Genomic DNA, 24,286 nt, shown 5'->3' on the forward strand with positions numbered 1-24,286 from the left:
CGGTATGTCATGCCGGGGGCGGACCGAACTCCCCCTCCCGCAGCTGCCGTTCACACTCCCGCACGAGATCCGGGTACGCCTCGGCGATGGCGGCAAACACCTTGCGCCGCAGCAGTTCCTCCGCGACCGCGCGGCCCGTGCTTGCGTACAGTCCGTCGAGGAGTTCGTCGTAGCGAGTCAGACCGTGCCGGAGGTAGTTCACCTTCCACCGGGCGAGCGCGCCGGGCTCGGCGTGCTCGACCTTGGCGGGGTCCGGCACCTCGTCGGACGCTCCGTACGCCCGCTCCCGGTCCCTGCGGCTGCGATGATGCTCGACGGCTGCCGCCGCGAGCCGTTCTGGCGTCAGGCGGGGTACGTCGACCGGTTCCGCCGCGATCCGTGCCAGTACCTCCCGGCGTCTGCGCGCCGCGGCGGCCCGAGCGGCGACGGACTGCCGCAGCGCGGTCGCCGCGGCGATGCGGAATTCATCGCTCCGCTCGGCTGCCGCGATCCGCTCCACGCGGTAGAGCCGGGTCCGTGGCGCGGTCCGGAAGTACGGATTGGTACGCAACAGATCCGGCTTGCCCAGCAGTTGGCGCACCATCCCGGCGGTCCAGCCCCTGGCTCGCAGCCCGGCCACGGACAGATGGGTACGGTTTCGGCCAGAGGGCGTGGCAGCGCCACCGCCCTGTCCATGATTCCTGGCGTGCGTCGCCATGTCTGTTTCCCCCGTCGATGTGACACTGAGTGACGGGTTCATTGATAACGCGCACCACTGACAACGGGTATTCGCGTGGCAGTGCGTCACCGGGATCCATACCCTGCCCCCATGTCGCCCCTCACCGACGCCGCCTTCCTCGAAACCGTCGCCGACCGCCTCGCCACGCTCCCCACCGTTTCCGCCGTGGCCCTCGGAGGCTCCCGCGCCCAGGGCACCCATCGCCCCGACAGCGACTGGGACTTGGCCGTGTACTACCGCGGCCCCTTCAACGCCGCCGACCTGCGTGCCGTCGGCTGGGAAGGGGAGGTGTCGGAGGTCGGCGGCTGGGGCGGCGGCGTCTTCAACGGCGGCGCGTGGCTGACCGTCGAGGGGCGTCGGGTCGACGTCCACTACCGCGATCTCGACGTCGTCGAGCACGAGCTGGCGGAGGCGCGGGAAGGCCGTTTCCATGTCGAGCCGCTGCTCTTCCATCTCGCGGGAATCCCGAGCTACTTGGTGGTGGCCGAGCTGGCGATCAACCGGGTGCTCCGAGGGGAGCTTCCGCACCCGGACGGCTACCCCGAGAAGCTCCGCCGTACGGCGAGCGAGCGCTGGCACGGCACGGCTCAAGCAACGCTCTCGTATGCCCGCGTGAACCACGTGCCCGCAACCCGCCTCACTGAAGTCGCCGGTGCCATCGCCACGGCCGCCGCACAGGCCGGGCATGGGGTGTTGGCTGGTCGCGGGGAGTGGGTGACCAATGAGAAGCGGCTGTTGGAGCGGGCTGGGCTGCGCGGCGTGGACGACATCGTCGCCTCGCTCCCTGTGAGGGCAGACGCGGATGCGTTGAGCCATGCGATCGACCAAGTTCGGGCGCTGTGTGTGAAGGCGGCAACCTGAGGCTCTTCCTGGAGCGGGAGCATCATGCTTTGGTGTGAACTGCGGCCTGCTCCGCTTGGCTGGATCGGTTCCCCATTTCTCTTGCCGATGCCCCACTCACCTCAAGGCGGCCCGGACGGGGCCGTCCGGGCAGCGGGATTCGGTACGTTGCCGACAGCGCAGGGATCCGTCCATTTTTGGCCGCCTTCGCATATTTCCCCAGCATGTACAGTCCGATCCCCACTTGAGGGGATATGCGACCGGCGCGGACGCGCCGTGAACACGGGGAGAGACAAGTGAAGAAGACCCTGCTGACCACAGGGATCGTTGGCGTCCTGATCGCGGGGACGGCAGCACCGACCGGCGCCATCTCCGACACTGGCTCGACGGCGCTGCCCGGCACGGGCGCGAAGGTGGTCGCCAGCGCGTGGCACTGCAACGTCTACGCGGACAAGTGCTCCTTCAAGACATCACCAAGGCAATGAAGGGGCGCCACAAATACCGGGTCAGCAAGATCACAAACGTGGCGACGGTGAAGGCCAACGGCTGGCAGGCCACCCTTTCGCTCAGTCCTAGCGGCACGATGGTGAGTGAGAACACCCGGCAGGTCAGCTGGACGAACAAGAACTCTTGGATCGCCGATATCACTGGGATCGCCGATCCCGGTGGCTCGCTCAACACGAGCATCACCACCTGCTCCGACGGCGGTGCCTTCAAAGCCGGTGTCAAGGCGTTCGCCTCGGCATGTGCCAACGACTGACCGACGCACCGCCGTGAAGAGCAGCCTTCTTTCGAACCACACAGGACGCCGCGGCCGGACGATCACCACCGTGGTGGTGGCCTGCGCCGCGGCTGTCCTGGGGATCTCCATGTGCGGGGGCGGGGCGGTGGACCGGCCCTCCCGTCCTGGCAGCGAGCTGGCCGAGCACCTCGATGCCCTCCGCGGAGCGAATGGCTTGGTCCGTGCCACCCGGGCCGATGTCGGACGGGACCCCGCGCTGTACCCGACGGCGTACGGCCGTCTGGAGGCCGAAGTGCGCACGGCCGGACGGACCGGCAAACCGGTGCCCGAGGTTCGTTCAAGTGCCCTCGCAGAACTCCTGCGCACCGACATCCTGGACACCCCTGCCTGGCGGGCGCACTACGTCTGTCTGTCGCTGGCCGGCTCCAGGACGGGCGACGCGGTGGCGGTCCTGGAACGGGCCGGGCTCTGGAAGCGTGCAGAGAAGGAGGCGTTTGCTTATCTGCGTTCACCGGACCCTGAAGACGATGCCCTGACCTCGCTCGCAACGCGGGCCGCCTTCCTGGAGACGCTGAGCTGCACGGGGCGCGACGGTGACGTACCCCGTGCCGCCGTGGACCGTCTCGCCACGGACACGGCTCGCGCGCGGCAGCCTGTTCCGGCGCTCTACGCCGTGGAGGCGTTGCGGTCGATTGGCGTGCGTGTCCGTCCTGTACGGGCTTTGCGGGACGCAGATGTGCTGCTGGAGGGCGGCTGCACCGCTCTCGACCCCATCCAGCGAGCGGCTCTGGCGTTGCTGCGGCAGCGGGCGACACCGCAGACGCGTGACTGTCTGATGCCCGCGCTGCACAACCCCGATCCCCAGACCCGGTGGTTGGCCCGGCGCGCACTCACGATCGACGCCAACCGTGACGCATCGTCACTTCCCCCTCCGTCAGGGCTCATCCGTGCTGACGGCCTCGTCGCGAAGACACCGGCTCAGCTCGGCACCCTCACCGCCACGTACGACGCCGCCCGGGCCCTCACCGCCGGTGCGCAACAAGGGCGAGTACCAGACTGGTTGACGCAGCAGCTGAGACAGCTGGGCTCCGACCCTGCCCTCGAACCCTCCGACCGCGTCCTGCTCGCCATGACGTGCCACCGGTTGTCCTTGGCGTGTGGCCCGCAGGCAGAGAAAGGGGCCAAGGAGGTCGGCGAGCTTTCAGTACCTCGCCGGTTGACTCAGGAGAACCAGCGTCGCTGGTACGCCGCCACGGTGGCTCGCGCGGAGTTCGGTCTGCCCTGTCGTCACGCGGCCATCGAGCTTTCGCAGGGTGAGGGCTCCGGGCTGTCCGCACGGTCGCTGCGCATTGTCGTGGCCCTCGCGGACGCGGGTTGTTCCGGTGAGGCTGAACGGCTCACCGAGAAGGCTGATCTCGTTGCCCAGGCCCGCCGGAGCCTACGTGAAGGTGATCTGCTGAGCGCTTCGGACGCGGTCCAAGCGGCTCTCGCTTCCGACCAGAGCATCCCGCAGACCTTCTGGGACGACCTGCCCGCACTGGTGAAGCGATACCGCGACACCAAGTACCCGAGCCTGTACGCCGATTCACCGGGCGGCACTGCTTCGGCGGACGCCACGCGAGCCGCGTATTACCTCCTCGCCTGACCCCCACGTCCTAAGGAACCCCGCGATATGAACACAGGCTCCCCACCCGCGGTCATGGCCGAGGGCCTGGCCTTCACCTACGCATCCGGCGGCGGACTGGTCCGCGCCGACCACGTACTGGAGGCGGGCGCGACGGCCGCCGTCGAAGGCCCCTCAGGCTCCGGCAAGAGCACCCTGCTCGCCCTTCTCGGTCTGATCCTCACGCCGACCGCCGGCTCCCTGTGCATCGGCGGGACGGACACCAACTCGCTCACACCGAGCGAGCGGGATCTGTTGCGGCGGCAGGAGATCGGGATCGTTCTTCAGGATCTCGGGCTCCTGAGTTTCCTCAACGCCTGGGAGAACGTCGCCGCCGCCTTCGGGCCGCGGTTCGGTCGGCATCGTGGTGTGGCACGGGATCTGCTCGGCGACCTTGGAATGGCGGAACTGGTCGACCGTCCCGTCGCCGAGCTCTCCGGTGGGCAGCGGCAGCGCGTCGCCGTTGCTCGGGCCGCCGTGAAGCAACCCGTCCTCGTCCTGGCCGACGAGCCGACCTCCGGGCTCGACCCGAAGAACGCCGACCTCGTGATGGGCGCCCTGCGTTCGTGCGCCGCGCAGGGCGCCGCCGTACTGCTCGTCACCCACGATCGCGGCGTCGCCGAGACCTGCGATCGGCGATACGCGCTCGACCAGGGAGTGCTGTCCCCTGTCTCCATCGTCTCCATGGAGAACGCCCGCACCGGCAACGCCCGCAAGGAGAACCTGGCATGAGCCTCTGGAGCCTCCACACCTGGAAGCGGGACCGGCGTTCCCTGCGCAGGGCGTTGCCCACCCTCGCCGTCATGGCCGCCCTGCTCACCACCGCCGCGGGCGTGGCCGCCGGCGCCGCCGGGGCCGTGGAGCGGGACGTGCTTGGCTCGGGTGGGCTCACCCAGGTCGAGTTGTCGTCGTTCGAGGGGGACGACTCCGTACGGCCGCTCACCGACTCCGCTCTACGCCACGCAGACCAGACGCCCGGCGTCCGTCAGGTCGTCGCCGACTACCCCGCCACCCTGTACGCGGAGGACGAGGGAACGTACGACCTCACCAGTCACACCCTCACGCCGGGTGACGACCTGCCCGTCACGAAAGGAGCCCTTCCCGCCGAACTCGGCCGGGGTCAGGTCGTGTTGCCCGCCTCCGCCCAGGGCACCGACTTCGCTCCGCTCCTCGGTCGTACCGTCGCCTTCGGGTACACCAAGGCGACCGGGGCCGGGTCCGGCACGACTACCCGCGTCGAGTTGACGATCGTCGCGTTGTACGACCCGAGTTGGCAGGCCGACGGACCGGGCGTCGCGTATCTCTCCGAGGAGACCGCCGCATTGCTCGCCGCGGCACGTGCCGGGCAGACCGTGGAAGCCTTCCGGGAGAAGGAGGGTGCCCAGTCCGCCGTGGTCGTGGTCGGGCATCAGGAGCAGGTCGCCGGCGTCGTCAAGGCCCTTCAGGGCGACGGGTTCTCAGCTTCCGCCGTGTCCGACCGTGTCCGGAACCTTCCTGGTCTCTTCGGTGCCGCAGACCTCGCGACGCGGGTCGGGGTCCTGGTGCTCGCACTCGGTGCTCTGTGGCTCGGGGCCGTTCGGGCCGCGGACAGTGCGCGGGCGCGGGTCGGGCAGTTCGCGGTCCTGCGGATTCTCGGGTCCGGGCGGGCCGAGTTGCGGCGGATTCTGCTCGGTGAGGCAGCGTTGTCCGGGGGAGTGGCGGGGATCGGCGGAGCGGTCGTCGGTGTGGGGGTGTCCGTCGCCCTTGCCGGTCCGCTCAGTGGTGTCCTCGGTCTGCCCATCACCGTTGCGGACGCGTTGCCCGGTCCCGGCTGGGTCGTTGCGGCGCTCCTGCTGCCCGGCGTCGGACTGGCCGCCGGAACCCTTCTCGGGAGTCGTGAGGTCCTGCGCCGGGACCCGTATCTCACCGCCCGCGCCCACAGCTGACCTCGTCGACTGGGCCCGCGCGCCGAATGGCCTCCGAATAACCCTTCGAAATAAGGCCGTTGGCGCTGCTAACGTCCCCCTCGTGGCAAAACTCAACCAGATCATCGCAGTGGAGAAAGGCGTCAAGTCCAAGGCGCATCAGGACCTGACGGCCGCTCATCACGGGCTGCAGAAGCCCGCGTTGCTGGCCGGTATCTCGCGTACGTATCAGCCGAAGGACGAAGAGGGCGAGCAGTTGCCGCCCGAGTCGACGCGGGTGCAGGTGAAGGCCGAGGACGTGCTGCGGGACACCGCGGCCACCTTGACGCGGCTGTTCGATGTGACCGCCACCAAGGACTGGGCCAATTGTGAGGCGCGGGCGGATGTCTCCGTGGACGGGCGCGTGCTGGTCGCCGAGGTGCCTGTCTCCTATCTGCTCTTTCTTGAGAAGCAGCTCGTCGATCTGAATACCTTTGTGCGGAAGTTGCCCGTGCTCGACGCTTCCGAGGCCTGGGTGCAGGACCCGTCGACCGACTCCTGGAAGACCGAGCCGGTGCGGACGCTGCGGACCAAGAAGGTGCCCCGGAATCATGTGAAGGCCGAGGCCACCGAGAAGCATCCGGCCCAGGTCGAGGTCTACTACGAGGACATTCCGATCGGGTACTGGACCACCGTGAAGTTCTCCGGTGCCCTTCCCGCCCGGCGCGTCAATGAACTCCTCGACCGTGTCGAGAAGTTGCAGCAGGCCGTGAAGTTCGCCCGAGAAGAGGCCAATGGCGCGGATGTCGTCGACCGCCGGGTCGGGGACGCCGTGTTCGGTTACCTTTTCGGATAACACATCCACAAGTAACACATCCACAAGTAACACATCCACAGACCCCCCGGTCCTTGCGGCCGGGGTGCGCGAGGAGCGCAAGCTGAAACTGAAGCTTGTCGTGATGAAGCGGTGTCAGGTCCAAGAACCGGCCGCGGTCAATCTCAGACTCTCGCTCCAGATTCAGTATTCGCCGTCGATCGCCGGATCGACCGGGCCCAGACCCAGGGCGTCGAGATGCTGGTTCAAGTCCAGTCCGCACAGCTCGATGTGCGGTGGTCCAAAGGCAGGACGCGACGACATGATGACTGATCTGGGTTCTCAAGCGTGCCGGCGTGCGCAATGGACGGCATCACTCAGGGCCCGGGGGCAGGCTACGCCCTCGGGCCCGCTCCCGTTTTCCGATGTCCGAGCACTGCGGGTACCGCCGGTGCCGCCCGCCCCGTGACAGTTGCGTTCATAAAGAAACCGGCCTCCCGGCCAACCGTCACATCTCCGAAATACGACCGTCCCATTTCCTCCCCGCACGCGATCTACCGTGGACACCGACAGCCCGGCCACCGTCGCCCGAAGGCACCCACCCCGCCCTCGACCAGCCGACAGGAGCCCAGTGTCACGTCCGTTCGCCCTCCCGCCCTGGCTCGCCCACACCCTGCGCACCCAGCGCGGCCCCGTCCCCTGGAACGCCGTCCTGCGCGGCGCCCTCTCCGCCGGGCCCCTGCTGCTCGCCGCCGTGCTCACCGACCGCACCTCCCTCGGTGTCGTCGCCGCCATCGCCGCGATGCTCGCCGGGATCAACGACCGGCCCGGCAGCAGGCGCGCCGCCGTGCCGCGGATCGGGGTCCCGGCGCTGGCCGGGGCGCTGGGGATGCTCGTCGGGACGTACGCCGGACAGCAGGTCCCCGCCCTGCCGCTCACCCTCCTCCTCACCGGGCTCGGGCTGGTCGCGGGCGGCATGAGTGCCGTCGGACCCGTCGCCTCCGGTGCGGGGACGCAGCTGCTGGTCGCCTCCGCCATCGGGGCCGGCATGCCGCTGCCGGAGGCCGGCTGGCAGCGGGCGCTCGGCTATCTCGCCGGTGCCGCCTGGCTGCTCGGGCTGCGGCTGGCGCTGCCCACGCCAGGATCCCCGGGTGACTTCCGGTTCGACGGGGAGCGGGCGGCGGTAGCGGGGGTGTACGACGCCGTCGCCGACCTTCTCGACGCTGTCGGCGCGGAGCACGCCACCGCCCGGCGGGCCGCCCTCACCGCTGCCCTCGACCACGCGCAGGACGCCCTCGCCGGACCCCGGCTGCGGCAGCACGCCAGCTCCGCCGCCGAGCGCCGGCTGCACGCGCAGTACGCCGCCGCCCTTCCGCTCGCCGAGGCCACGACCGCGCTCGCCTGGGCGGGCGAACCCCTCACCGGGCGGGCCTCGACCGGGCCCCGACGGCTCGCCACCGCCGTACGCGAGAGCACGCACACCGGGCCGTTGCCCGCGCCCAGCCGGTCCGCCCCCGCGCTGCGTGCGCTCGACGACGCCCTGCTGCACGCCGCCGAGGCCTTCGACCGGGGCAAGGGCGGGGATCTGCACACCCGGCGGCGGGCGGCCGGGGACCTGCTGCGGACCGCGTTCGGCAGCGGCGGGCGGGAGTACGGGCTCCGGGTCGCCCTCTGCTTCGGGGCCAGCGCCGCCATCGCCCAGGCCCTGCACCACTCCCACTGGTACGGGGAGCACGAGCACTGGTACTGGCTGCCCGCGACCTCCGTCTTCCTCGTCAAGCCGGATCTGGGGCCGCTGGTCTCGCGGGTGCTGTGCCGGGCCGCGGGGACCGTCCTCGGCGCGCTCGTCTTCGCCGCCTTCGCCCTCGTACTGCCCCGGCCGGAGGGGCTCATCGCGCTCGTCGCCGTGAGCGGGGCCCTCATCCCCGTCGCCACCCGGCACTTCGCCGCCCAGACCGCCGTGGTCACCGTTCTCGTGCTCGCGTTGGTCATGGTCGGCGGCGAACCTCAGGCCTCGGTGAGCCGGATCGGCGAGACCCTGCTGGCCTGCGCCCTGGTGCTGGTCGTCGGACATCTGCCGATGCCGGGGCAGCGCGGCGGGGGAGTACGGGCCCGGGTCGGGGTGGCGAGCGAGGCCGCCCAGGCGTATCTCGCCCACGTCCTGCACGAGACGGACCCGGACAGTCGTGCCGTCGAAGCAGGCGCCGACAGTCGTGCCGTTCGCTGGACCCTCCGCCGCGAGGCATACCGCGCGCTCGCCGAAGCCCGAACCGCCATCGCCCTCGCCGCCGCCGAACTCCCGCCGCTCGCCCGGCACTCGGAGGGATCGGGCGATGTGGTCGCCGTACTCGAGGAGCTCGTCGACACGACCACCGCGTGCGCCGTCCACCTCGACGACACGGGCCGGCTCGCCCCCCTGCACACCGAGCGTCTCGCCGAGCTGGTGCGCGAACTCGCCGATGACCGCGCTCACTTGGGTGTACGGGTTTCAGAACTCCCGTTGGCCGGTTAGCCGATCCGCACCCACACCGGCGCGTGGTCCGAGCCCGGCGCCCCCTGCCGTGCCGCCGGACGATGCGGGTCCACGGACGGAAGGTCGAGCGGCGCTTCGTCGGGCAGGCCGGTGCCCGCCGCCGTCACCCGGTGGACGAGGTGGTGGCTGAGCAGGATGTGGTCGATCAGTTCGCGGCGCCCGGAGTTGACGCGGGAGAAGCGCCGCTCGGCCGGGATCAGCGGGGCAACGTCCCACAGCCGTAGCGCGTCGCCCCCGTCCGGTCGGTCGAAGCCGGGTGTGCCGATCTCCGAGCCGGGCGGGCCGAGCAGGATCTGTGTGGTCGCAGCCTGCACCTCGTCGTTGAGATCGCCCAGGACCACCACGTCCCGCTGTCGACCGTCGCCCGCCAGCAGGACGTCGGCCAGGGCGCGCAGCGCCGTCGCCTCGGCCGCTCGCCGGTACAGCGCGTACGCCCCGTAGCGCGCCCGTTCGCCCTCGTCGCGCGGCTGGAAGCGGCCGTCCGGATACGACAGCAGCTTCGATTTGAGATGGCAGACCGCCGCCCGCAGGGGGCCTGCGCCCGTTCCCGGCCGGGGGCCGGCGTCCGTCGCCGTCTCCACCGCCAGGAAGCCGCGGCCCGCCTCGGCGACCGCGCCACCCTCGTCGTCCGCCTGGACCGGGCGCAGGCGCGGCGGGAACGCGGCGGTGTCGGACAGGACCGTCAGCGGCGTGCGGCTGAGGAAGCCGACCCGGATGCCCCGGCTGTCGGGGTGCTGGGAGAGCGCGGCGTGCCAGCCGCCGCCCACCATGCCGGCCAGGTCCCGCAGCGCCTCCGGATCTCCGACCTCCTGCACGCCCAGCAGCGTGGGGTCGAGCTCCGTGATCGTGGTGGCGAGGGCGGCCAGCTTCGTCTCGTACGCGGTCTTGTCGGCCGGGCCGAACGGGCCGCCGGGACGGTAGAGGTTCTCCAGGTTCCAGGTGCCGATGAGCATGCCGGTCCCCCTTCCGGGCACGGTGGTCAGGCCAGGGTGCTCGTCCGGGCGGCGCCGCGACAGAGCCGCGACCGGATGCGCGGTTCGGCTCACCCGACCCGAGGACCACGCCGTACGTTGGCGGGATGACCGACTCTCCCGTCGATGCCGATCCGCCCGCCGACACCGACTCTCCCGCCGACCTCGTCATCACCGGATGCACCGTCCTCGTCCACGACGACCAGGAGCGCGTCGGGTTCGAGGAGAACGCCACCATCGTCGTACGAGAGGGAGTCATCGAGTCCGTCGGCACGGGCCGTGAACCGCCGTCGGCCGCCGAACACATCGACGCCCGTGGGCAGGTGGCCATGCCGGGGCTGGTCAACTGCCACACCCACGCCCCCATGGTCGCGCTGCGTGGTGTCGCCGAGGATCTGCCGACCGAGGAGTGGTTCAACGACGTCGTGTGGCCGATCGAGTCCAACCTCACCGAGCGGGACGTGGAGTTGGGGGCCCGGCTCGCCTGCGCGGAGATGATCCGCGGGGGCGTCACCTGCTTCGCCGACCACTACTTCTCGATGGACGCCGTCGCCGCCGTCGTCGAGGAGTGCGGCATCCGGGCCCATCTCGGTGAGGCCTACTTCTCCTCCCAGGGTCCTCAAGGGCGGGAGAGATCACTGGAGTTCGCGCTCCGGCACCGCGGCGGCGCCGCCGGTCGCATCACCACCGCCCTCGCCCCGCACGCCCCCTACACCGTGGGCGACGCCGACCTCGCCGCCACCGCCGACCTCGCCCGCGCCCACGGCCTGCCCGTCCATCTCCACGCCGCCGAGAACGTCGACCAGGCGGAAGCGAGCCTGGAACGCCACGGCGCCACCCCCATCGAGGTCCTGGCCCGCACCGGCATCCTCGACACCGACGTCCTCATCGCCCACGGCACCGGCATCCTCGACCGCGACCTGCCACTCCTCGCCGCGGCGACCGGCCGGGTCTCCGTCGCCACCGCACCCCGCGGCTACCTCAAGTTCGCCTGGCCCACCACCACACCGGTCCGCGCCCTGCACGACCTCGGCATCCCCGTCGGCCTCGCCACGGACGGCGCCGCCTCCAACAACTCCCTCGACGTGTGGGAGTCGATGGCGCTCACCGCGCTCGTCCAGAAGTCCACGACCGGTGACCCGCGGTGGCTGACATCCCGCCAGGCCCTGCACCACGCCACCCTCCAGAGCGCCCGCGCGATCGGGCTGGGCGACACCCTCGGCACCCTCGCCCCCGGCTGCCGCGCCGACCTCGTCCTCGTCGACCTCACCGGGCCGCACACCCAGCCCGTCCACGACCTGCCCGCCACCCTCGTGCACAGCGCCCGCTCCTCCGACGTCCGCACGACGATCGTCGACGGACGGGTCGTGATGCGCGACCGCGAGCTGCTGACCATCGATGTGGCGTCGGTGGTGCGGGAGTTGGGGGAGCGGTTGCCGACTCTTCTGGACCGGAGTCACGGCAGGCGGATCCAGGAGTACGACACCTGAGAGCCCGCCGGGAAAAAGAATCTTCCGGCACAGCGATGAGTTCTGTCCCCGCCTTCGGTCACCACCCCGAACGGACCGTTGCACAGGAGGGGTCATGTCGCTTCCGGAGGTCGTCTCGCGTGCGGAGTGGCGCGCGGCGCGCGGGGAATTGCTGGGCAGGGAGAAGGCCGCCACGCGGGCGCGGGACGCGCTCAACGCCGAGCGGCGTCGGCTGCCCATGGTGGAGATCGAGGAGGAGTACCTCTTCGAGGGCGGCGACGGGAAGGCGACGCTGCTCGATCTCTTCGAAGGACGCTCCCAACTCGTCGTCTACCACTTCATGTTCGCGCCGGAGTGGGACGCGGGCTGCCGCAGCTGCTCGGCGTTCCTGGACCAGATCGGGCATCTGGCGCATCTGAGGGCGCGGGGGACGACGTTCGCGGCGGTGTCCCGGGCGCCGTACACCAGGATCCTGCCGTTCAAGGCGCGGATGGGCTGGACCGTGCCCTGGTACTCGTCGTACGGCGGTGACTTCAACCGTGACTTCGAGGTCACCCTGGAGCGGGACGGGGAGCTGGTCGAGCGGCCCGGCCTCAGCTGCTTCCTGCGGGAGCGCGACCGCGTCTTCCACACCTACTCGACCTTCGAGCGCGGCCTCGACGGGCTCGGCTCCACCACCAGCCTCCTGGACCTGACCGCACTGGGCCGGCAGGAGGAGTGGGAGGAACCCGAGGGGCGTGCTTCGGCGCTGGGGGCGCCCGCGGGGAGCGAGCGCGTTCGCTATCACGATGAGTACGAGGAATGACGCGGACGGTTACGGAAGTGACCGTTCGGTAACCGAATTCTCACACTGCGCGTTGAACCGGTGTCAACTACGTCTCAGTCCCGCAACTCAGCGAGCCGTTCCGCCTCTCCAGAGCGTTAACTCCTACAAGAAGGACGCTTGATCGGAGGTGCAGGATGGTGAACGGGCGATTGGTGCTCGAGCGCTTTCCCGCCGGTGGGCCGCGTGGCTCCTGGCCTGCTGAGGAGTTCGCGCACGCGCGGCGGATGGAGGGCATGCCCGCCGAGGTCGTGATGGACCTCGCGACGGACGCGTTCCTCGTCGTGGTCCCCGGGGACACGGCGGTCAGCTTGCCTTCGGTGCCGTGAACTGGTCCGCCTGGAGCGAGTACAGCTCCGCGTAGACCCCACCGGTCGCCAGCAGCTCCTCCGGTGTGCCGGACTCCACCAGGCGGCCCTGCTCCAGCACGTGCACCAGATCGGCGTGGCGCACGGACGCCAGCCGGTGGGTGATCAGGACGACCGTCTGGCCGGTGCCCGCCAGAGCCCGGATCTTCTCGAAGACCTCCAGCTCGGCCCGCGCGTCCAGAGCCGCCGTCGGCTCGTCCACGATCAGGATGCGGCCGCGCCGGTAGGCCGCCCGCGCGATGCCGAGGCGCTGCCACTGCCCGCCCGAGAGCTCGTGCCCGCCACTGAAATGGCGGGCCAGCAGGGTGTCCAGGCCGCGCGGAAGATCCGCCACCACCTCCTCGGCCCCGGCCTCGGCGATCGAGTCGGCCATCCGCTCCTCGGTCAGTGGCGCCGCCGACCGGCCGACCGCCACATTGACCCGGGCCGTGAACGGCCAGCGCTTGAAATCCTGCGCCACCATCGCGATCCGCTCGGCGAGCAGACGTCGGTCCGCGTCCGCCGTGTCCGTGCCGTCCCACAGGATGCGGCCCCGGTCCGGCTTGTACAGCCCGGCCAGCAGTTTCACCAGGGTCGTCTTGCCCGAGCCGTTCTCGCCGACCAGCGCCACGATCCGGCCGAGGGGCAGGGTGAGGGTGACGTCGTCCAGCGCCGGGCGCGTGGACTCGCCCGGATAGCTGAACGTGACGTTCTCGAAGCGGATCTCCCTCGGGTCCTCGGGCAGCTCCCGTCCGCCGACCGGGATGGCCCGCTGCTCGGCCTCGACGTACAGCCGCTGCAGGTCGCCGACGAAGAGGGCCTCCTGGTGGAGCTGGTTCACCTCAAGGACCAGGCTGTCCAGGCTGGCCGAGCCGGAGCGGATCGCGATCACGGCCGTACCGGCCACCGACAGCGCCATCGCGCCCGCGAGCAGCAGTCCGCCGAGGGTCGCGTACGTCGCCACCGTCGCGAGGCCCGTCCAGAACGCCGCGATCAGCCCGGTACGGGCCGCGAGCCGCGCCAGCCGGGCCTGCTCCGCCTCCGCCGCCTCCGACATCGCCCGGTAGTGGTGCAGCAGGAAGGGGCCGACGCCGTGCACCCGGATCTCCGGTGCCGCGGTCGGTTCGGTGAGCAGCTCGCTGAGCAGATGACCGGCGCGGGCATGCTGCACCCAGGTGTGGAAGGACTCGTACCGGCGCCGGGCGATCGTCAGGGCGCTCCACGCACTCGGCAGGGTCATCGTCATCAGCAGCGGCAGCAGGGCCGGGTGCAGCACGGTCAGCACGCCGGCCGCCGCGATCAGCGAGATGCCCGCGTTCATGACCCGGGTGGCGTAGCCGATCATGCGGCGTGCGGAGGACGCGCCGTACTGGGCGGTGTCCAGCAGTTTGTGGAAGGCGTGGTCCTCGATCGCGGCCAGTTCCACCGCCGCGGCCCGCTCCAGATACCGCTCGGTCGCCACCCGCTCCACCTTGGGTTCCAGGCGGCCGGTGGCGTACGTCGACGCGGCCCGCAGCAGCGCCGCCACGAGCATCACCGCGGCCATGGTGACCAGGGCGGGCACGGCACCCCGTAACCGGTCCTCGATGGCGCCGCCGCGGATCAGCCGGCCCAGCACGCTGTTCACGGCCAGCAGACTCACCGCCTGTGCCGCACCCCGGCCCGCCTCGGCGCCGAGCACGATCTTCGCGGCCCGCCGGTCGGCCTGCCAGGCGAGCCGGAAACTGAGCGACAGCAGCGCGGGCAGCTGCCGCAGCATCTCCCGGAAGTTCAGCTGGAGCCGGGCGTCGGAGTGGCTGTTCCAGCCCGTGTCGTAGCGCAACGGCCCACCGAAGAGCAGCCGCTCCGACTCCGACACCTCGGCCTGCTCGGCGCCGCGCTTCTTGCCCACCGTCGACCTCCCCCGCTCCTGGACGGACGGCCACTATCGCGGGCGTGGGCCGTCAGGGGGCAGGGCGTGGAGGGGAGGAGCGGTCGCGCGCGGGCGTACGCCTGTGCGAGCCCGTGAGCAGGCGGAGGCTCAGGCGCTGACCGGGCGGGACCAGGCCGGTGTGGTCCCCGTCAGCCGGCACAGGGCCAGGTACAGGGGGATCGGCGGGGTGTACGGGACCGTGCCCTCCGGTTTGTGGATCAGATCCGGGACGCCCGGGGCGTCGGGGACGATCGCGCCGGTGGCGTAGCGCGCGGGCGCGGGCCACTCCAGGGCGTAGTCGGAGTCGGACGGAACGATCCACCACCAGTGCGCGTCATCGGCGTACACGCATCCGACGCGCGGCAGCCGGGGCATCACCAGCGGGCCGAAGCGGGCGGGTACGGCCACCGCGTCGCAGCCCAGCGGGGCCGTCATGCCGTCGGGTACGAGGAGCCGTCGGGGGGCGACCGGCGTGTGCAGTCCCCGCCGGAGGCGGACCAGCGTGTCCAGGGTCATGACCTGGCCACCGGTCGCAGCCCTCAGAGCCATGGGCCCCCCGTCCCGTGGTGCGGTGCCGATCCGTGGTGCCGGGATGTGCCGTGGTGGCGGGCTTCCGCCCCGTCGTAGCGGACTTCCGTGCCGTCGTGCCAGGGAGCTCCGTAGTGCAGGGTCTCGGAGCCGTCACGCCGTGGCCGACCGAGGTGCCAGATCTCGGGGGAGGGGTGGCGGGGGGTGCCGTCGTGGCGGGTCTCCGCGGTGGGGTGGCGGGGGACGTCGTCGTGCCGAGGGTCGGCGGTGGTGTGGTGCGGCGTGCCGTCGTGCCAGGTCTCGGCGGCGAGGTGACGGGGGGCGCTGTCGTGCCGGGGTTCCGAGGCGGAGTGCCGAGGTTCTGAGGCGGAGTGGCGGGGCTCCGAGGCGGAGTGGCGGGGCTCCGAGGCGAAGTGGCGAGGCGCGCCGTCATGGCGGGTCTCCGGCCCCTCGGGCCTCGGTATCCCGTCGAGGCGGGTTCGCATGCCGTCGTGTCGCGGGGTCGCGCTGCCGCGTCCGGGTATCGCGTCGCCGCTCCCGGGTATCGCGCGGTGGCGGGTGTCGCCCTCGTGGTCGGCCTCTGCCTCGCGGCCCTCGCGGCCCGCTGCCTCGTGCCGTGCTTCCGGCTCGTGCCGTGCTTCCGGCTCGTGCCGTGCCGCCGGCTCGTCGTCCTCGTCGCCCGTGCCGTCGGTGGGGCCGGGCTTGGGGCGGGCTCCCCAGCCCAGGTCGTTCCGGGGGCCGAGGTCGGTGTCCGGGGCATCCGCCTGGCGGGGCAGGTCCGCCCAGACCAGGAGGCCGGGGCCGTGCTCATGGGTGCCCCAGGAGTGACACAGGGCGTCGACGAGAAGCAGTCCCCTCCCGTGCTCCTCCTCGCCGCGCGGTGCGCAGGGGTGGGGCTCGCCCGGGGCGCAGCCCTCGTCGCGCACGGCTATGCGCACCAGGTCCTCGCCGTCGTGGAGCTCGCAGACTATGTGTCTGCTCGCCGTGTGCACGATGGCGTTGGTGACCAGCTCGGAGACGACCAGAGCGGCCGTGTCACAGGTGTCCTCGCAGACCGCCCAGCCGTTCAGCCGGGCGCGCGTCAGGCGTCTGGCCTGCGCGGCGGAACCCGGATGTGCGGCCAGCTCGAACCGGAACCGGCGCTCGGCAGCGGGCCCGGCAGAGCGGCCTGCTCCCGATGCGGCACCGAGGCTGTGGGGGCCTGCGGCGGCGTCTGTTCCTAAGGGCGCGGACGGAATCACGCTTGCCACTATCGCCCCGCCGTGAACACTTGGCAAGTGTCACTCTGAAAAGTGCAGAGTGCTGTGTGACGGTCTGGAAGGCCGTGGCACACTGCTCGCAACAAGCATGTCGAGCGGCGCCAGTTGAGATCACCGGAGATCCGACCAGGTCTTCGAATAGGTCTTCGAATGGCGCCGTCGGGCTGCCAGGATTCTTTTGGTCAGGTTTTTACGTCGGATTTTTACCGGGTCCCCGAGCCCCGGGGACGCATGGGAGGTGGAGGGTGAGCGAGCCGCGGTCCGCGCCGACGGTCGGCCAGGTCGTCCTCGGCCGGCGCCTGCTGGACCTGCGTGAGCGCGCCGGTCTCAAGCGCGAGGAGGCCGCCAAGGTCCTCCGCGTCGCCCCCGCCACCGTCCGCCGCATGGAGATGGCCGAGGTCGGCCTCAAGATCCCGTACCTCCAGCTGCTCCTGAAGTCCTACGGCGTCTCCGAGGAGGAGGCCGACGCCTTCGTGCAGCTGGCCGAGGAGGCCAACAAACCCGGCTGGTGGCAGCGGTACCACGACATCCTGCCCGGCTGGTTCTCGATGTACGTCAGCCTCGAGGGCGCCGCCAGCCTCATCCGGTCCTACGATCCGCACTTCGTGCCCGGGCTGCTCCAGACCGAGGACTACGCCCGCGGTGTCCTGAAGTCGGGGGCCATCGGCCAGACCCGGCCCGAGGACATCGAGCGGCATGTCGCACTGCGAGTACAACGCCAGGAACTGCTCACCCGTCCCGATGCCCCCCGTTTCTGGGCGGTCATCGACGAGACCGCGCTGCGCCGCCCGGTCGGCGGCCCGGAGGTGATGCGTGCCCAGATCGACAGGCTGCTCGAGGCCACGAAGCTGCCCAACGTGACGCTGCAGGTCGCCCCGTTCGCCAACGGGCCGCACCCCGGCACGTACGGGCCCTTCGTGCTGTTCCGATTCGCCGTGCCGGAGCTTCCGGACATGGTTTACAGCGAGTACCTGACCGGCGCCGTCTATCTCGACGCGCGCGCCGAGGTGGCGACCCACCTCGAGGTCATGGACCGCACGGCGGCGCAGGCCGCTACGGCACATCGCACGAAGGAGATCCTCCGGGATCTCCGCAAGGAGCTGTGAATGGATCGCATCAAGCCGCGCATACCGGTCTACAACGGCATGCCCGCGCGGGAGTTGGGCAGCGAGGGCTGGCACAAGCCGTGGAGCGGCGGCAACGGCGGCAACTGCCTGGAGGCGATGAAGCTGGCCGACGGCCGGATCGCCGTCCGCCAGTCGACCGACCCGGACGGCCCGGCGCTGATCTACACCAGCGACGAGATGACCGCGTTCATCGAGGGCGCCAAGGCCGGGGAGGCTGACTTCCTGCTGTCATGACGTGAGTTGACCTTGTTAAGCAGTGATTGACATTGACGTTCAGCGTGGTGGGTCTGCTCGATCGGCGACCTATAGGAGGGCCTCCGGCAGAGATCCGAACGGGGAGGCGTCGCGCGGCGGGCTCATCCGGACGCAGGGGCACCGCCCGGCTCACCCGGCGGCAGCGCCGCGCACAACGCCTCAAGCGCCGCGCCGTACGCATGCTCGGAGGGCGTCGCGTACCCGACCACCAGGCCGTCCTGGACCGGCGTGTCCCGTACCGACGCCGCCGGGTGCCGGAACTCCGCCAGCCCGTCGAGCGCGACGCCCTGCCAGACGGCGGCCTTGACCGCCGACCGCTCGGTGCCGTACGGCAGCCGCAGCACCGCGTGCAGCCCCGCGGCGACCCCGCTGACCTCGACGTGCGGCGCGTGCGCGGCGAGCGCCGCGACCAGCCGGTCCCGCCGGCTCCGGTACCGCTGCCGCATCCGCCGCACATGACGGTCGTACGCCCCGGAGACGAGGAAGTCGGCGAGGGCCAACTGGTCGAGGACGCTCGCCCACGCCTCCCGCTCGCCCTTGGCCGCGAGCACGTCGTCGACGTACCGCTCCGGCAGCACCATCCACCCCAGCCGCACCGCGGGTGACAGGCTCTTGCTCACCGAGCCGATGAGGATCACCCGCTCCGGATCGAGCCCCTGAACCGCCCCGACGGGCTTGCGGTCGTAGCGGAACTCACCGTCGTAGTCGTCCTCCAGCACCACCGCGCCCCGCGCGCGTGCCCAGTCGACGACGGCCGCCCGCCGCTCGGCGTGCAGCGGACCGCCGGTCGGGAACTGGTGCGCCGGCGTGAGCAGTACGGCCCGCTCACGCCCCAACCGCCCTACGTCGGCGCCGTGTTCGTCCAGCGGCAGCGGTACGGTCCGCACGCCGGCGCCCGCGAGCAGCTCCCGGTGGAAGGGCAGGCCGTACGCCTCCACGGCGAGGGGGCCCTTGAGGCATTGGGCGTTCTGGAAGAGCAGCCGCAGGGCGTGGGCGAAGCCGGAGCAGATCACGATCCGTCCCGGCTCGGTCCGCACGCCACGCGCGCGTGCCAGGTACTCCGCGAGTGCCTCCCGCAGCTCGACGCGCCCGGCGGGATCACCGGGTCCGAACACCTCGTTGGGCGCCTGCTGAAGGGCCCGCCGGTAGGAGGCCAGCCAGGCCGTCCGCGGGAACGCCGACGCGTCGGGGGTGCCCTGCCGCAGATCGTGCCGCGGTCCACGCGCGCGGGGCGGAGTCTTCCTGGGTACGCGCGCGTGCCCGGCCGCACGCAACGGCTCGGTCCGCTCCGCCACATGCGTCCCCGAACCCTGGCGGGCGGTGAGCCATCCCTCCGCGACGAGCTCGGCGTACGCGTCCGCCACCGTGTTGCGGGCCACGCCCAGGTCGGCGGCGAGCGAACGGTACGGCGGCAGCCGGGTACCGGGGGCGAGCCGACCACTGCGTACGGCCTCCCGCAGGGCGTCGCCGAGAGCGGCCCGCCTGCTGCCCGAACCGGTCAGCTCCAGTTCCAGGTGCAGATCGGAGCCGATCCGCTCCGCGGAATTGACCCATGATTCAGCCACGGAAATGCACCCTACCGCCGGTCTTTCCGGGCCGTAGATTCGAGGGCATGACGACGAACACGATCGCTTCCGCCGAGACGACCCGCCTGAACTTCGCCAAGGCCGCCCCGAAGGTCTTCCGCGCCCTCATCGGCTTCGACGCCGCCGCCCGCGCGGGCCTCGACCCGGCCCTGGTCGAGCTGATCCAGATCCGCGCCTCCCACCTCAACCACTGCGCCTACTGCCTCCACATGCACACCAACGACGCCCGCAAGGCAGGCGAGAGCGAGGACCGGCTCCACATGGTCGCGGTCTGGCGCGAGGCCCGGCACTTCTTCACGGAGCGGGAACAGGCCGCGCTGGCCCTGACCGAGGCGGTGACGCTGGTGGCCGACGCGGGAGTCCCGGACGCGGTGTACGCGCAGGCCGCGGCCCAGTTCGGCGAGGAGGAGCTGGCGCAGGTGCTGGCGCTGATCTTCGCGATCAACACGTGGAACCGGGTGGCCCTGGCGACGAAGAAGGTGGCGGGGACGGACGAACGGGCGTGAGCCGGGGGTGCGCCCCGTCGCACGGTCATCAACGGTCATCGGCCGGTCGTACGGTCATCGGCCGATTGCACGGTCATCAAACGGTCATCGGTCGGTCGTACGGTCCGATCGGCGCCGGCAGCTGCGAACTCCCCGTCAGATGGCGGTCGACGGCTGCCGCCACCGCCCGCCCCTCCGCGATCGCCCACACGATCAGCGACTGCCCCCGCGCGGCGTCCCCCGCGGCGAACACCCCGGGGGCGCTCGTCGCGAACCCGGCGTCCCGCGCGATCGTGCCGCGCGCCTCCATGGCCAGCCCGAACTGGTCGACGAGCCCGTCCGCGCGGTCGGGCCCGGAGAAACCGAGGGCGAGCAGGACGAGGTCGGCGGGGAGCGTCCGCCCGCTCCCCGGCACGGGCCGCCGCGCCGCGTCGACCTCGACCAGGTGCAGCGACCGCACACGGCCGTCGGCGTCACCGGTGAAACGGAGCGTCGACGCCGCGAACAGCCGTGCGTCCGCGTCCGCCGCCGGAGCGGTCCCCAGCGCACCGGCCTCCTCGTGCGCGGCCGACAGCCGGTAGATCTTCGGGTACGTCGGCCAGGGCTCGGCATCCTCGTCGCGCTCGGCGCCGGGCTGGGCGTAGATGTCCAACTGCGTGACGGACGCGGCGCCTTCACGCACCGCCGTACCCAGACAGTCGGCGCCCGTGTCACCGCCGCCGACGATGACGACATGCTTCCCGGCGGCGGACATCGGGGAGACGTCCAGATCTCCCTCGCCCACCCGGTTGGCCAGCGGCAGATACTCCATGGCCTGCTGGACTCCGGTCAACTCCCGCCCAGGCACGTCCAGTTCGCGCCAGGCGGTGGCGCCGGTGGCGATCACGACCGCGTCGTACCGGGCCCGTAGCTCCGCCGCCCCGATGTCCCGCCCGACCGCCGTCGACGTACGGAACTTCGTCCCCTCGGCCCGCATCTGCCCGATGCGGCGCTCCAGATGGTGCTTCTCCATCTTGAACGAGGGGATCCCGTACCGCATCAGCCCGCCCAGCCGGTCGTCCTTCTCGAACACGGCGACCGTGTGCCCCGCTCGCGTCAACTGCTGAGCCGCGGCCAGCCCGGTCGGCCCCGAGCCGATCACCGCGACCGTGCGCCCGGACAGTCGGTCCGGTGGCCGCGGTGGCGCGAAACCGAGCTCCCAGGCCCGGTCGGCGATGGCCGCCTCGACGTTCTTGATGGTGACGGCGGGCTGGTTGATGGCGAGGACGCAGCCCGCCTCGCACGGCGCCGGGCACAACCGGCCGGTGAACTCCGGGAAGTTGTTGGTGGCGTGCAGCCGGTCGGCGGCGGCCCGCCAGTCGTTCCGGGAGACGAGGTCGTTCCACTCGGGGATCAGGTTCCCGAGCGGACAGGCGTCGTGGCAGAACGGTATGCCGCAGTCCATGCAGCGGTCGGCCTGCCGGTCGATGATGGGCAGCAGCGCCCCGGGGACGTACACCTCGTCCCAGTCCCGGACCCGCTCCTCGACCGGCCGACGGGGCCAGTCCTGGCGAGGGGTGGTCATGAATCCCTTGGGATCGGCCATGGCCGTCTTCCTTGCGTTGGCGTGGACGGGCCGTGCGTCATCGGGCGGCACTCTTTCGGCCACGATACGTCGCCCGTGGACCACGCGCAGAGTGGGAGACAGCGCTTTCGGGAGGGGCGCCGAGAGGCGGGGGCGGGCTACGCCAGGGCCAACACGTACGCCACCGTCGCCGCGCCCGAGGCGATCATGCGGACGTGGTTCCACATCGTCCACTCGCGCACATACGTCGGCCAGTAGGCGGCCGCTTCGGGAGTGCCCGGATCGAGCTTCATCAGCGCCTCGTTGCGTGGCACGTTGGCGACCATGGTCACCCCGAACGACCCGACCAGATACAGCGCACTGCCCAGCAGCAACCCCACCGTGCCGTCGTCCGGCAACAGCACGAACGTCACCACCGCGAGCACGGTACTCAGCACCGCCGAGCCGAGGAACACGAGCATGAACGCCGGCCGCAGCGCGGTCACGTTGATCGCCTTCATCGCGGCGACCCCCTGCGCCGGCGGCAACGCGGCGAGTCCCCTCATCACGAAGGTCGAGAACGCGCAGAACACCCCGGCCACCAGCCCGGTCCCCAGCACACCCAGCACCGCCAGTACGAAATACGGTCCAGCGATCATCTCAACGTCAACTCCCGCATCGAGCCGAGATCCTGCCCGGCACCCACCGTCACCACAAGTGAATTCCCGTACGAGGACCGTCACCATGGCCGATCGGCGCGCGCGCATACGCAGGCGTCCAGGGACTGCCTCGCGGGATCCGGCCGACCCGCATCCGAACCCCGCGCCGCACCGCCGTCAGCAAGCCCCCGACTCCACCTCCACCTGGCGCCACCCACCCAGCACCCCCTCCACCGTCACCGCGATCCTCCGCCGCGCCTCATGCCGCGGCACCCCGCTCATCAGCAACTGGTCGTACGGCGTGTCCAGATGCCGTACGGACGCCACCACCGCCGAGACGACGGCCCCCTCCGACAACGCCCGTCCCGCCGCACTCCGCCCCACCCGCCCACTGCCGCGCACCGACGCGTGCGCGGCGATCCCCCGGGCCCGTTCGGCCGGGCAGCCGGGAAACAGCCGGCGGATCTCCGCCGCGAACACCTCCGTGAACCGCACGTCCTGCGCTGCCCGCCGCCGCGCGTCCCGCACCCGCCGCCGCCGTCGCGCCTCGGCGTCCACCAGACACCGTGCCTCCGCCCGGGCCAGCGCCGCCTCCTCGACGAGAACGCCCTGCCGCTCGTACCGCCCCTTGCGCCGGTTGAACCGTACGACCACCGCCGACAGCGCGCTCTCCTCCCTCGACCTGCGCGTCAGCGCGGTGTCGCCGCGCGGCAGGAACACCAGGTGACCGAGGTCGGCACAGTCCAGACACCGCGGCGCCCCGTCCTCCAGCACCACCATCGGCAGCGGCCCGCACCGGCACTCGGCGCACTGCCTCCGCCGGAGCGGCTGGACGGCGAGAAGCCCGGTGCGGTGCGGGGGAGTTGCCAGGTGAGCCATAGGGGGTTCATTCCCGTGCACGGGCCACGAACCACCCCGCCCGCCCTACTCCACACCCGTCACCGAGACCCGCGTCCGATGCCGCGTCGCCCGCGCCCCCTCTGCCGCCTGCTCGCCGCTGAACACATAAGGCCCGCTGAACACATAACGCCCGATGCTCGGCGCGCCCTGCTCCAGTCCTCGTCCCGGGGTGAGCATCACCCAGTCGACTCCTCCCGGGGTGAGCATCACCCAGCCGACCGTGTCCTCTTTGGCCGTGTGTGAGCGCAGCCGGTCCAGCCCCGCCGTGTCCGCCCGCGCGAACGGCAGTATCTCCGGCGGGAACACCGCGGGGCCGTCCATCACCGGCCGTCCGTCCGCCCCGAGCAGGACCCCGTGTGCCCTTCCTCCGCGATGCCCTTCAGGGTGGGGGACTTGGGGCACCTCCCACGCCCTCAAGGCAGTGGGGGAGGACCGGTATGGAGCGAGACCCATCTCCCGCACCTGCTCGCCGCCCGGCGGTCCCACCAGCGGAACGCGTCCTGACCGTCGACTGACGCATCATGGGCCCTGTGCGACTCGAAGCGATCACCTGGGACCGACTCGGCGACCTCCTCGCCGACCGCCTTCTCGACCTGAAGCCGGCCGACGGCAGCCCCTGGCCGCGCGTCGCCTTCGACGGTGCTCCGGCGGCCCGCCCCCAGGACCTCGCCGAACGCGTCGCCGAAGCGCTCCGCATACGAGGCCGCCGCTCTCTCGTCGTCGGCACCCAGGGCTTCCTGCGCCCCGCGTCGCTCCGTCTCGAGTACGGCCACCAGGACGTCGAGGCCTATTACGACGGCTGGTTCGACACCGGCGCCCTGTGGCGCGAGGTCTTCGGCCCTCTCGAACCGGGCGGCGACGGCCGCGTCCTGCCCGACCTCTGGGACCCTGCCACCGACCGCGCCACCCGCAGCCCCTACGTCCAACTCCCGCCCGGTGGCTTGCTGTTGCTGCACGGCCCCCTCCTGTTGCGGCACTGGTTCCCCTTCGACCTGTCCGTCCATGTCCTCCTCTCCCCGGGCGCCCTGCGCCGCCGCACCCCCGAGGCCGAGCACTGGACCCTGGAGGCTTTCGAGCGCTACGAGGGTGAGACCGACCCCGCGGGCACCGCCGACGTCCTGGTGCGCGCCGACGATCCCCGGCACCCGGCTTGGCGGGGCTGACCGGGCTCCCGGAGATTCACCTCCGAAAGATCCAGCAAACCACTTTTATATGCGCGTGCATGTAAC

General features: G+C 71.4%; 24 protein-coding genes and 1 pseudogene. 15 read left to right on the top strand and 10 right to left on the bottom strand.

The window, feature by feature from the left end; genetic code table 11:
- Positions 1–7 precede the first annotated feature (7 nt).
- Positions 8–619, bottom strand: a complete 612-nt coding sequence (locus OG885_RS33575; protein WP_405737986.1) for a hypothetical protein — start codon at positions 617–619, stop codon at positions 8–10.
- A 189-nt stretch (positions 620–808) separates the two neighbouring features.
- Between OG885_RS33575 and OG885_RS33580 the strand changes: the two genes are divergently transcribed.
- The 8 genes from OG885_RS33580 (at position 809) to OG885_RS33615 (ending at position 9,172) form a co-directional block, all read left to right on the top strand.
- A complete protein-coding gene (locus OG885_RS33580) occupies positions 809–1,579 on the top strand; it encodes a nucleotidyltransferase domain-containing protein (protein WP_405737987.1) in 771 nt (256 codons plus the stop codon).
- Between the two features lie 275 nt (positions 1,580–1,854).
- The gene (locus OG885_RS33585; protein ID WP_405737988.1) at positions 1,855–2,043 is read left to right on the top strand and encodes a hypothetical protein; all 189 of its coding nucleotides are present in this window, start codon (positions 1,855–1,857) and stop codon (positions 2,041–2,043) included.
- A 38-nt stretch (positions 2,044–2,081) separates the two neighbouring features.
- Positions 2,082–2,318 (top strand): hypothetical protein, encoded by a 237-nt coding sequence (locus OG885_RS33590; RefSeq protein WP_405737989.1) that lies wholly within the window; start codon positions 2,082–2,084, stop codon positions 2,316–2,318.
- A 196-nt stretch (positions 2,319–2,514) separates the two neighbouring features.
- Positions 2,515–3,945 (top strand): hypothetical protein, encoded by a 1,431-nt coding sequence (locus OG885_RS33595; protein WP_405737990.1) that lies wholly within the window; start codon positions 2,515–2,517, stop codon positions 3,943–3,945.
- Positions 3,946–3,972: 27 nt separating this feature from the next.
- Positions 3,973–4,695: an ABC transporter ATP-binding protein gene (locus OG885_RS33600; RefSeq protein ID WP_405737991.1), complete on the top strand. Its 723-nt coding sequence runs from the start codon at positions 3,973–3,975 to the stop codon at positions 4,693–4,695.
- Positions 4,692–5,888 carry an FtsX-like permease family protein gene (locus OG885_RS33605; RefSeq protein ID WP_405737992.1) on the top strand — a complete coding sequence of 399 codons (1,197 nt, stop codon included), beginning with the start codon at positions 4,692–4,694 and terminating at the stop codon, positions 5,886–5,888. Before OG885_RS33600 ends, OG885_RS33605 begins: the two co-directional genes overlap by 4 nt.
- An 82-nt stretch (positions 5,889–5,970) precedes the next feature.
- A complete protein-coding gene (locus OG885_RS33610) occupies positions 5,971–6,702 on the top strand; it encodes a hypothetical protein (RefSeq protein ID WP_405737993.1) in 732 nt (243 codons plus the stop codon).
- A 589-nt stretch (positions 6,703–7,291) separates the two neighbouring features.
- Positions 7,292–9,172 carry an FUSC family protein gene (locus OG885_RS33615; protein WP_405737994.1) on the top strand — a complete coding sequence of 627 codons (1,881 nt, stop codon included), beginning with the start codon at positions 7,292–7,294 and terminating at the stop codon, positions 9,170–9,172.
- Here OG885_RS33615 and OG885_RS33620 read toward each other — a convergent pair.
- A complete protein-coding gene (locus tag OG885_RS33620; protein ID WP_405737995.1) occupies positions 9,169–10,146 on the bottom strand; it encodes an endonuclease/exonuclease/phosphatase family protein in 978 nt (325 codons plus the stop codon). The genes OG885_RS33615 and OG885_RS33620 overlap by 4 nt on opposite strands.
- A gap of 125 nt (positions 10,147–10,271) precedes the next feature.
- Between OG885_RS33620 and OG885_RS33625 the strand changes: the two genes are divergently transcribed.
- The 3 genes from OG885_RS33625 (at position 10,272) to OG885_RS33635 (ending at position 12,785) form a co-directional block, all read left to right on the top strand.
- A complete protein-coding gene (locus OG885_RS33625) occupies positions 10,272–11,654 on the top strand; it encodes an amidohydrolase (protein ID WP_405737996.1) in 1,383 nt (460 codons plus the stop codon).
- A gap of 94 nt (positions 11,655–11,748) precedes the next feature.
- A complete protein-coding gene (locus tag OG885_RS33630; protein ID WP_405737997.1) occupies positions 11,749–12,438 on the top strand; it encodes a DUF899 domain-containing protein in 690 nt (229 codons plus the stop codon).
- A gap of 155 nt (positions 12,439–12,593) precedes the next feature.
- Entirely contained in the window at positions 12,594–12,785 is a 192-nt protein-coding gene (locus OG885_RS33635) for a hypothetical protein (RefSeq protein WP_405737998.1), read from the top strand.
- On the opposite strand, the gene OG885_RS33640 is transcribed toward OG885_RS33635, so the two are convergent.
- The 3 genes and pseudogenes from OG885_RS33640 to OG885_RS33650 all read right to left on the bottom strand — a co-directional run.
- Entirely contained in the window at positions 12,763–14,694 is a 1,932-nt protein-coding gene (locus OG885_RS33640; RefSeq protein WP_405737999.1) for an ABC transporter ATP-binding protein, read from the bottom strand. The two genes, OG885_RS33635 and OG885_RS33640, sit on opposite strands and share 23 nt — an antisense overlap.
- Positions 14,695–14,823: 129 nt before the next feature.
- Positions 14,824–15,264, bottom strand: coding sequence for a hypothetical protein (locus OG885_RS33645; RefSeq protein WP_399959042.1), 441 nt, complete (start codon positions 15,262–15,264; stop codon positions 14,824–14,826).
- 569 nt (positions 15,265–15,833) lie between these two features.
- A pseudogene (locus OG885_RS33650) lies at positions 15,834–16,520 on the bottom strand (ATP-binding protein); the annotation flags it as partial.
- 227 nt (positions 16,521–16,747) lie between these two features.
- Here OG885_RS33650 and OG885_RS33655 point away from each other — a divergent pair.
- Complete coding sequence (locus OG885_RS33655; RefSeq protein ID WP_329340393.1) at positions 16,748–17,608, top strand: helix-turn-helix transcriptional regulator; 861 nt, start codon at positions 16,748–16,750, stop codon at positions 17,606–17,608.
- Entirely contained in the window at positions 17,609–17,863 is a 255-nt protein-coding gene (locus tag OG885_RS33660) for a DUF397 domain-containing protein (RefSeq protein ID WP_266828603.1), read from the top strand.
- Positions 17,864–17,985: 122 nt separating this feature from the next.
- Here the strand turns inward: OG885_RS33660 and OG885_RS33665 are convergent, their stop codons facing one another.
- On the bottom strand, positions 17,986–19,449 hold the full coding sequence (locus OG885_RS33665) for a PLP-dependent aminotransferase family protein (RefSeq protein WP_405738000.1): 1,464 nt from the start codon (positions 19,447–19,449) through the stop codon (positions 17,986–17,988).
- 47 nt (positions 19,450–19,496) lie between these two features.
- Between OG885_RS33665 and OG885_RS33670 the strand changes: the two genes are divergently transcribed.
- Positions 19,497–19,976: a carboxymuconolactone decarboxylase family protein gene (locus tag OG885_RS33670; protein ID WP_405738001.1), complete on the top strand. Its 480-nt coding sequence runs from the start codon at positions 19,497–19,499 to the stop codon at positions 19,974–19,976.
- Positions 19,977–20,052: 76 nt separating this feature from the next.
- Here OG885_RS33670 and OG885_RS33675 read toward each other — a convergent pair whose 3' ends face one another.
- The 4 genes from OG885_RS33675 to OG885_RS33690 all read right to left on the bottom strand — a co-directional run bounded on the left by OG885_RS33675 (position 20,053) and on the right by OG885_RS33690 (position 23,378).
- Positions 20,053–21,540, bottom strand: coding sequence for a glutamate synthase subunit beta (locus OG885_RS33675; RefSeq protein WP_405738002.1), 1,488 nt, complete (start codon positions 21,538–21,540; stop codon positions 20,053–20,055).
- 137 nt (positions 21,541–21,677) lie between these two features.
- Positions 21,678–22,157, bottom strand: coding sequence for a DUF1772 domain-containing protein (locus tag OG885_RS33680; protein WP_405738003.1), 480 nt, complete (start codon positions 22,155–22,157; stop codon positions 21,678–21,680).
- Between the two features lie 177 nt (positions 22,158–22,334).
- Positions 22,335–23,036: a DUF2293 domain-containing protein gene (locus tag OG885_RS33685; protein WP_405738004.1), complete on the bottom strand. Its 702-nt coding sequence runs from the start codon at positions 23,034–23,036 to the stop codon at positions 22,335–22,337.
- Positions 23,037–23,081: 45 nt separating this feature from the next.
- Entirely contained in the window at positions 23,082–23,378 is a 297-nt protein-coding gene (locus tag OG885_RS33690) for a hypothetical protein (RefSeq protein ID WP_405738005.1), read from the bottom strand.
- A 200-nt stretch (positions 23,379–23,578) separates the two neighbouring features.
- Between OG885_RS33690 and OG885_RS33695 the strand changes: the two genes are divergently transcribed.
- Positions 23,579–24,220 carry a uridine kinase gene (locus OG885_RS33695; protein WP_405738006.1) on the top strand — a complete coding sequence of 214 codons (642 nt, stop codon included), beginning with the start codon at positions 23,579–23,581 and terminating at the stop codon, positions 24,218–24,220.
- Positions 24,221–24,286 lie beyond the last annotated feature (66 nt).

Origin of the sequence: Streptomyces sp. NBC_00028 (assembly GCF_045041065.1) — a bacterium.
Taxonomy (GTDB): Bacteria; Actinomycetota; Actinomycetes; order Streptomycetales; family Streptomycetaceae; genus Streptomyces.

Excerpts from the sequence above, each read along its gene's own strand:
- OG885_RS33635 (WP_405737998.1), top strand. The coding sequence starts at position 12,594 with ATGGTGAACGGGCGATTGGTGCTCGAGCGCTTTCCCGCCGGTGGGCCG.
- OG885_RS33645 (WP_399959042.1), bottom strand. The coding sequence starts at position 15,264 with ATGGCTCTGAGGGCTGCGACCGGTGGCCAGGTCATGACCCTGGACACG.
- OG885_RS33660 (WP_266828603.1), top strand. The coding sequence starts at position 17,609 with ATGGATCGCATCAAGCCGCGCATACCGGTCTACAACGGCATGCCCGCG.
- OG885_RS33630 (WP_405737997.1), top strand. The coding sequence starts at position 11,749 with ATGTCGCTTCCGGAGGTCGTCTCGCGTGCGGAGTGGCGCGCGGCGCGC.
- OG885_RS33675 (WP_405738002.1), bottom strand. The coding sequence starts at position 21,540 with ATGGCCGATCCCAAGGGATTCATGACCACCCCTCGCCAGGACTGGCCC.
- OG885_RS33620 (WP_405737995.1), bottom strand. The coding sequence starts at position 10,146 with ATGCTCATCGGCACCTGGAACCTGGAGAACCTCTACCGTCCCGGCGGC.
- OG885_RS33685 (WP_405738004.1), bottom strand. The coding sequence starts at position 23,036 with ATGGCTCACCTGGCAACTCCCCCGCACCGCACCGGGCTTCTCGCCGTC.
- OG885_RS33605 (WP_405737992.1), top strand. The coding sequence starts at position 4,692 with ATGAGCCTCTGGAGCCTCCACACCTGGAAGCGGGACCGGCGTTCCCTG.
- OG885_RS33600 (WP_405737991.1), top strand. The coding sequence starts at position 3,973 with ATGAACACAGGCTCCCCACCCGCGGTCATGGCCGAGGGCCTGGCCTTC.
- OG885_RS33680 (WP_405738003.1), bottom strand. The coding sequence starts at position 22,157 with ATGATCGCTGGACCGTATTTCGTACTGGCGGTGCTGGGTGTGCTGGGG.
- OG885_RS33670 (WP_405738001.1), top strand. The coding sequence starts at position 19,497 with ATGACGACGAACACGATCGCTTCCGCCGAGACGACCCGCCTGAACTTC.
- OG885_RS33695 (WP_405738006.1), top strand. The coding sequence starts at position 23,579 with ATGGGCCCTGTGCGACTCGAAGCGATCACCTGGGACCGACTCGGCGAC.
- OG885_RS33690 (WP_405738005.1), bottom strand. The coding sequence starts at position 23,378 with ATGGACGGCCCCGCGGTGTTCCCGCCGGAGATACTGCCGTTCGCGCGG.
- OG885_RS33580 (WP_405737987.1), top strand. The coding sequence starts at position 809 with ATGTCGCCCCTCACCGACGCCGCCTTCCTCGAAACCGTCGCCGACCGC.
- OG885_RS33625 (WP_405737996.1), top strand. The coding sequence starts at position 10,272 with ATGACCGACTCTCCCGTCGATGCCGATCCGCCCGCCGACACCGACTCT.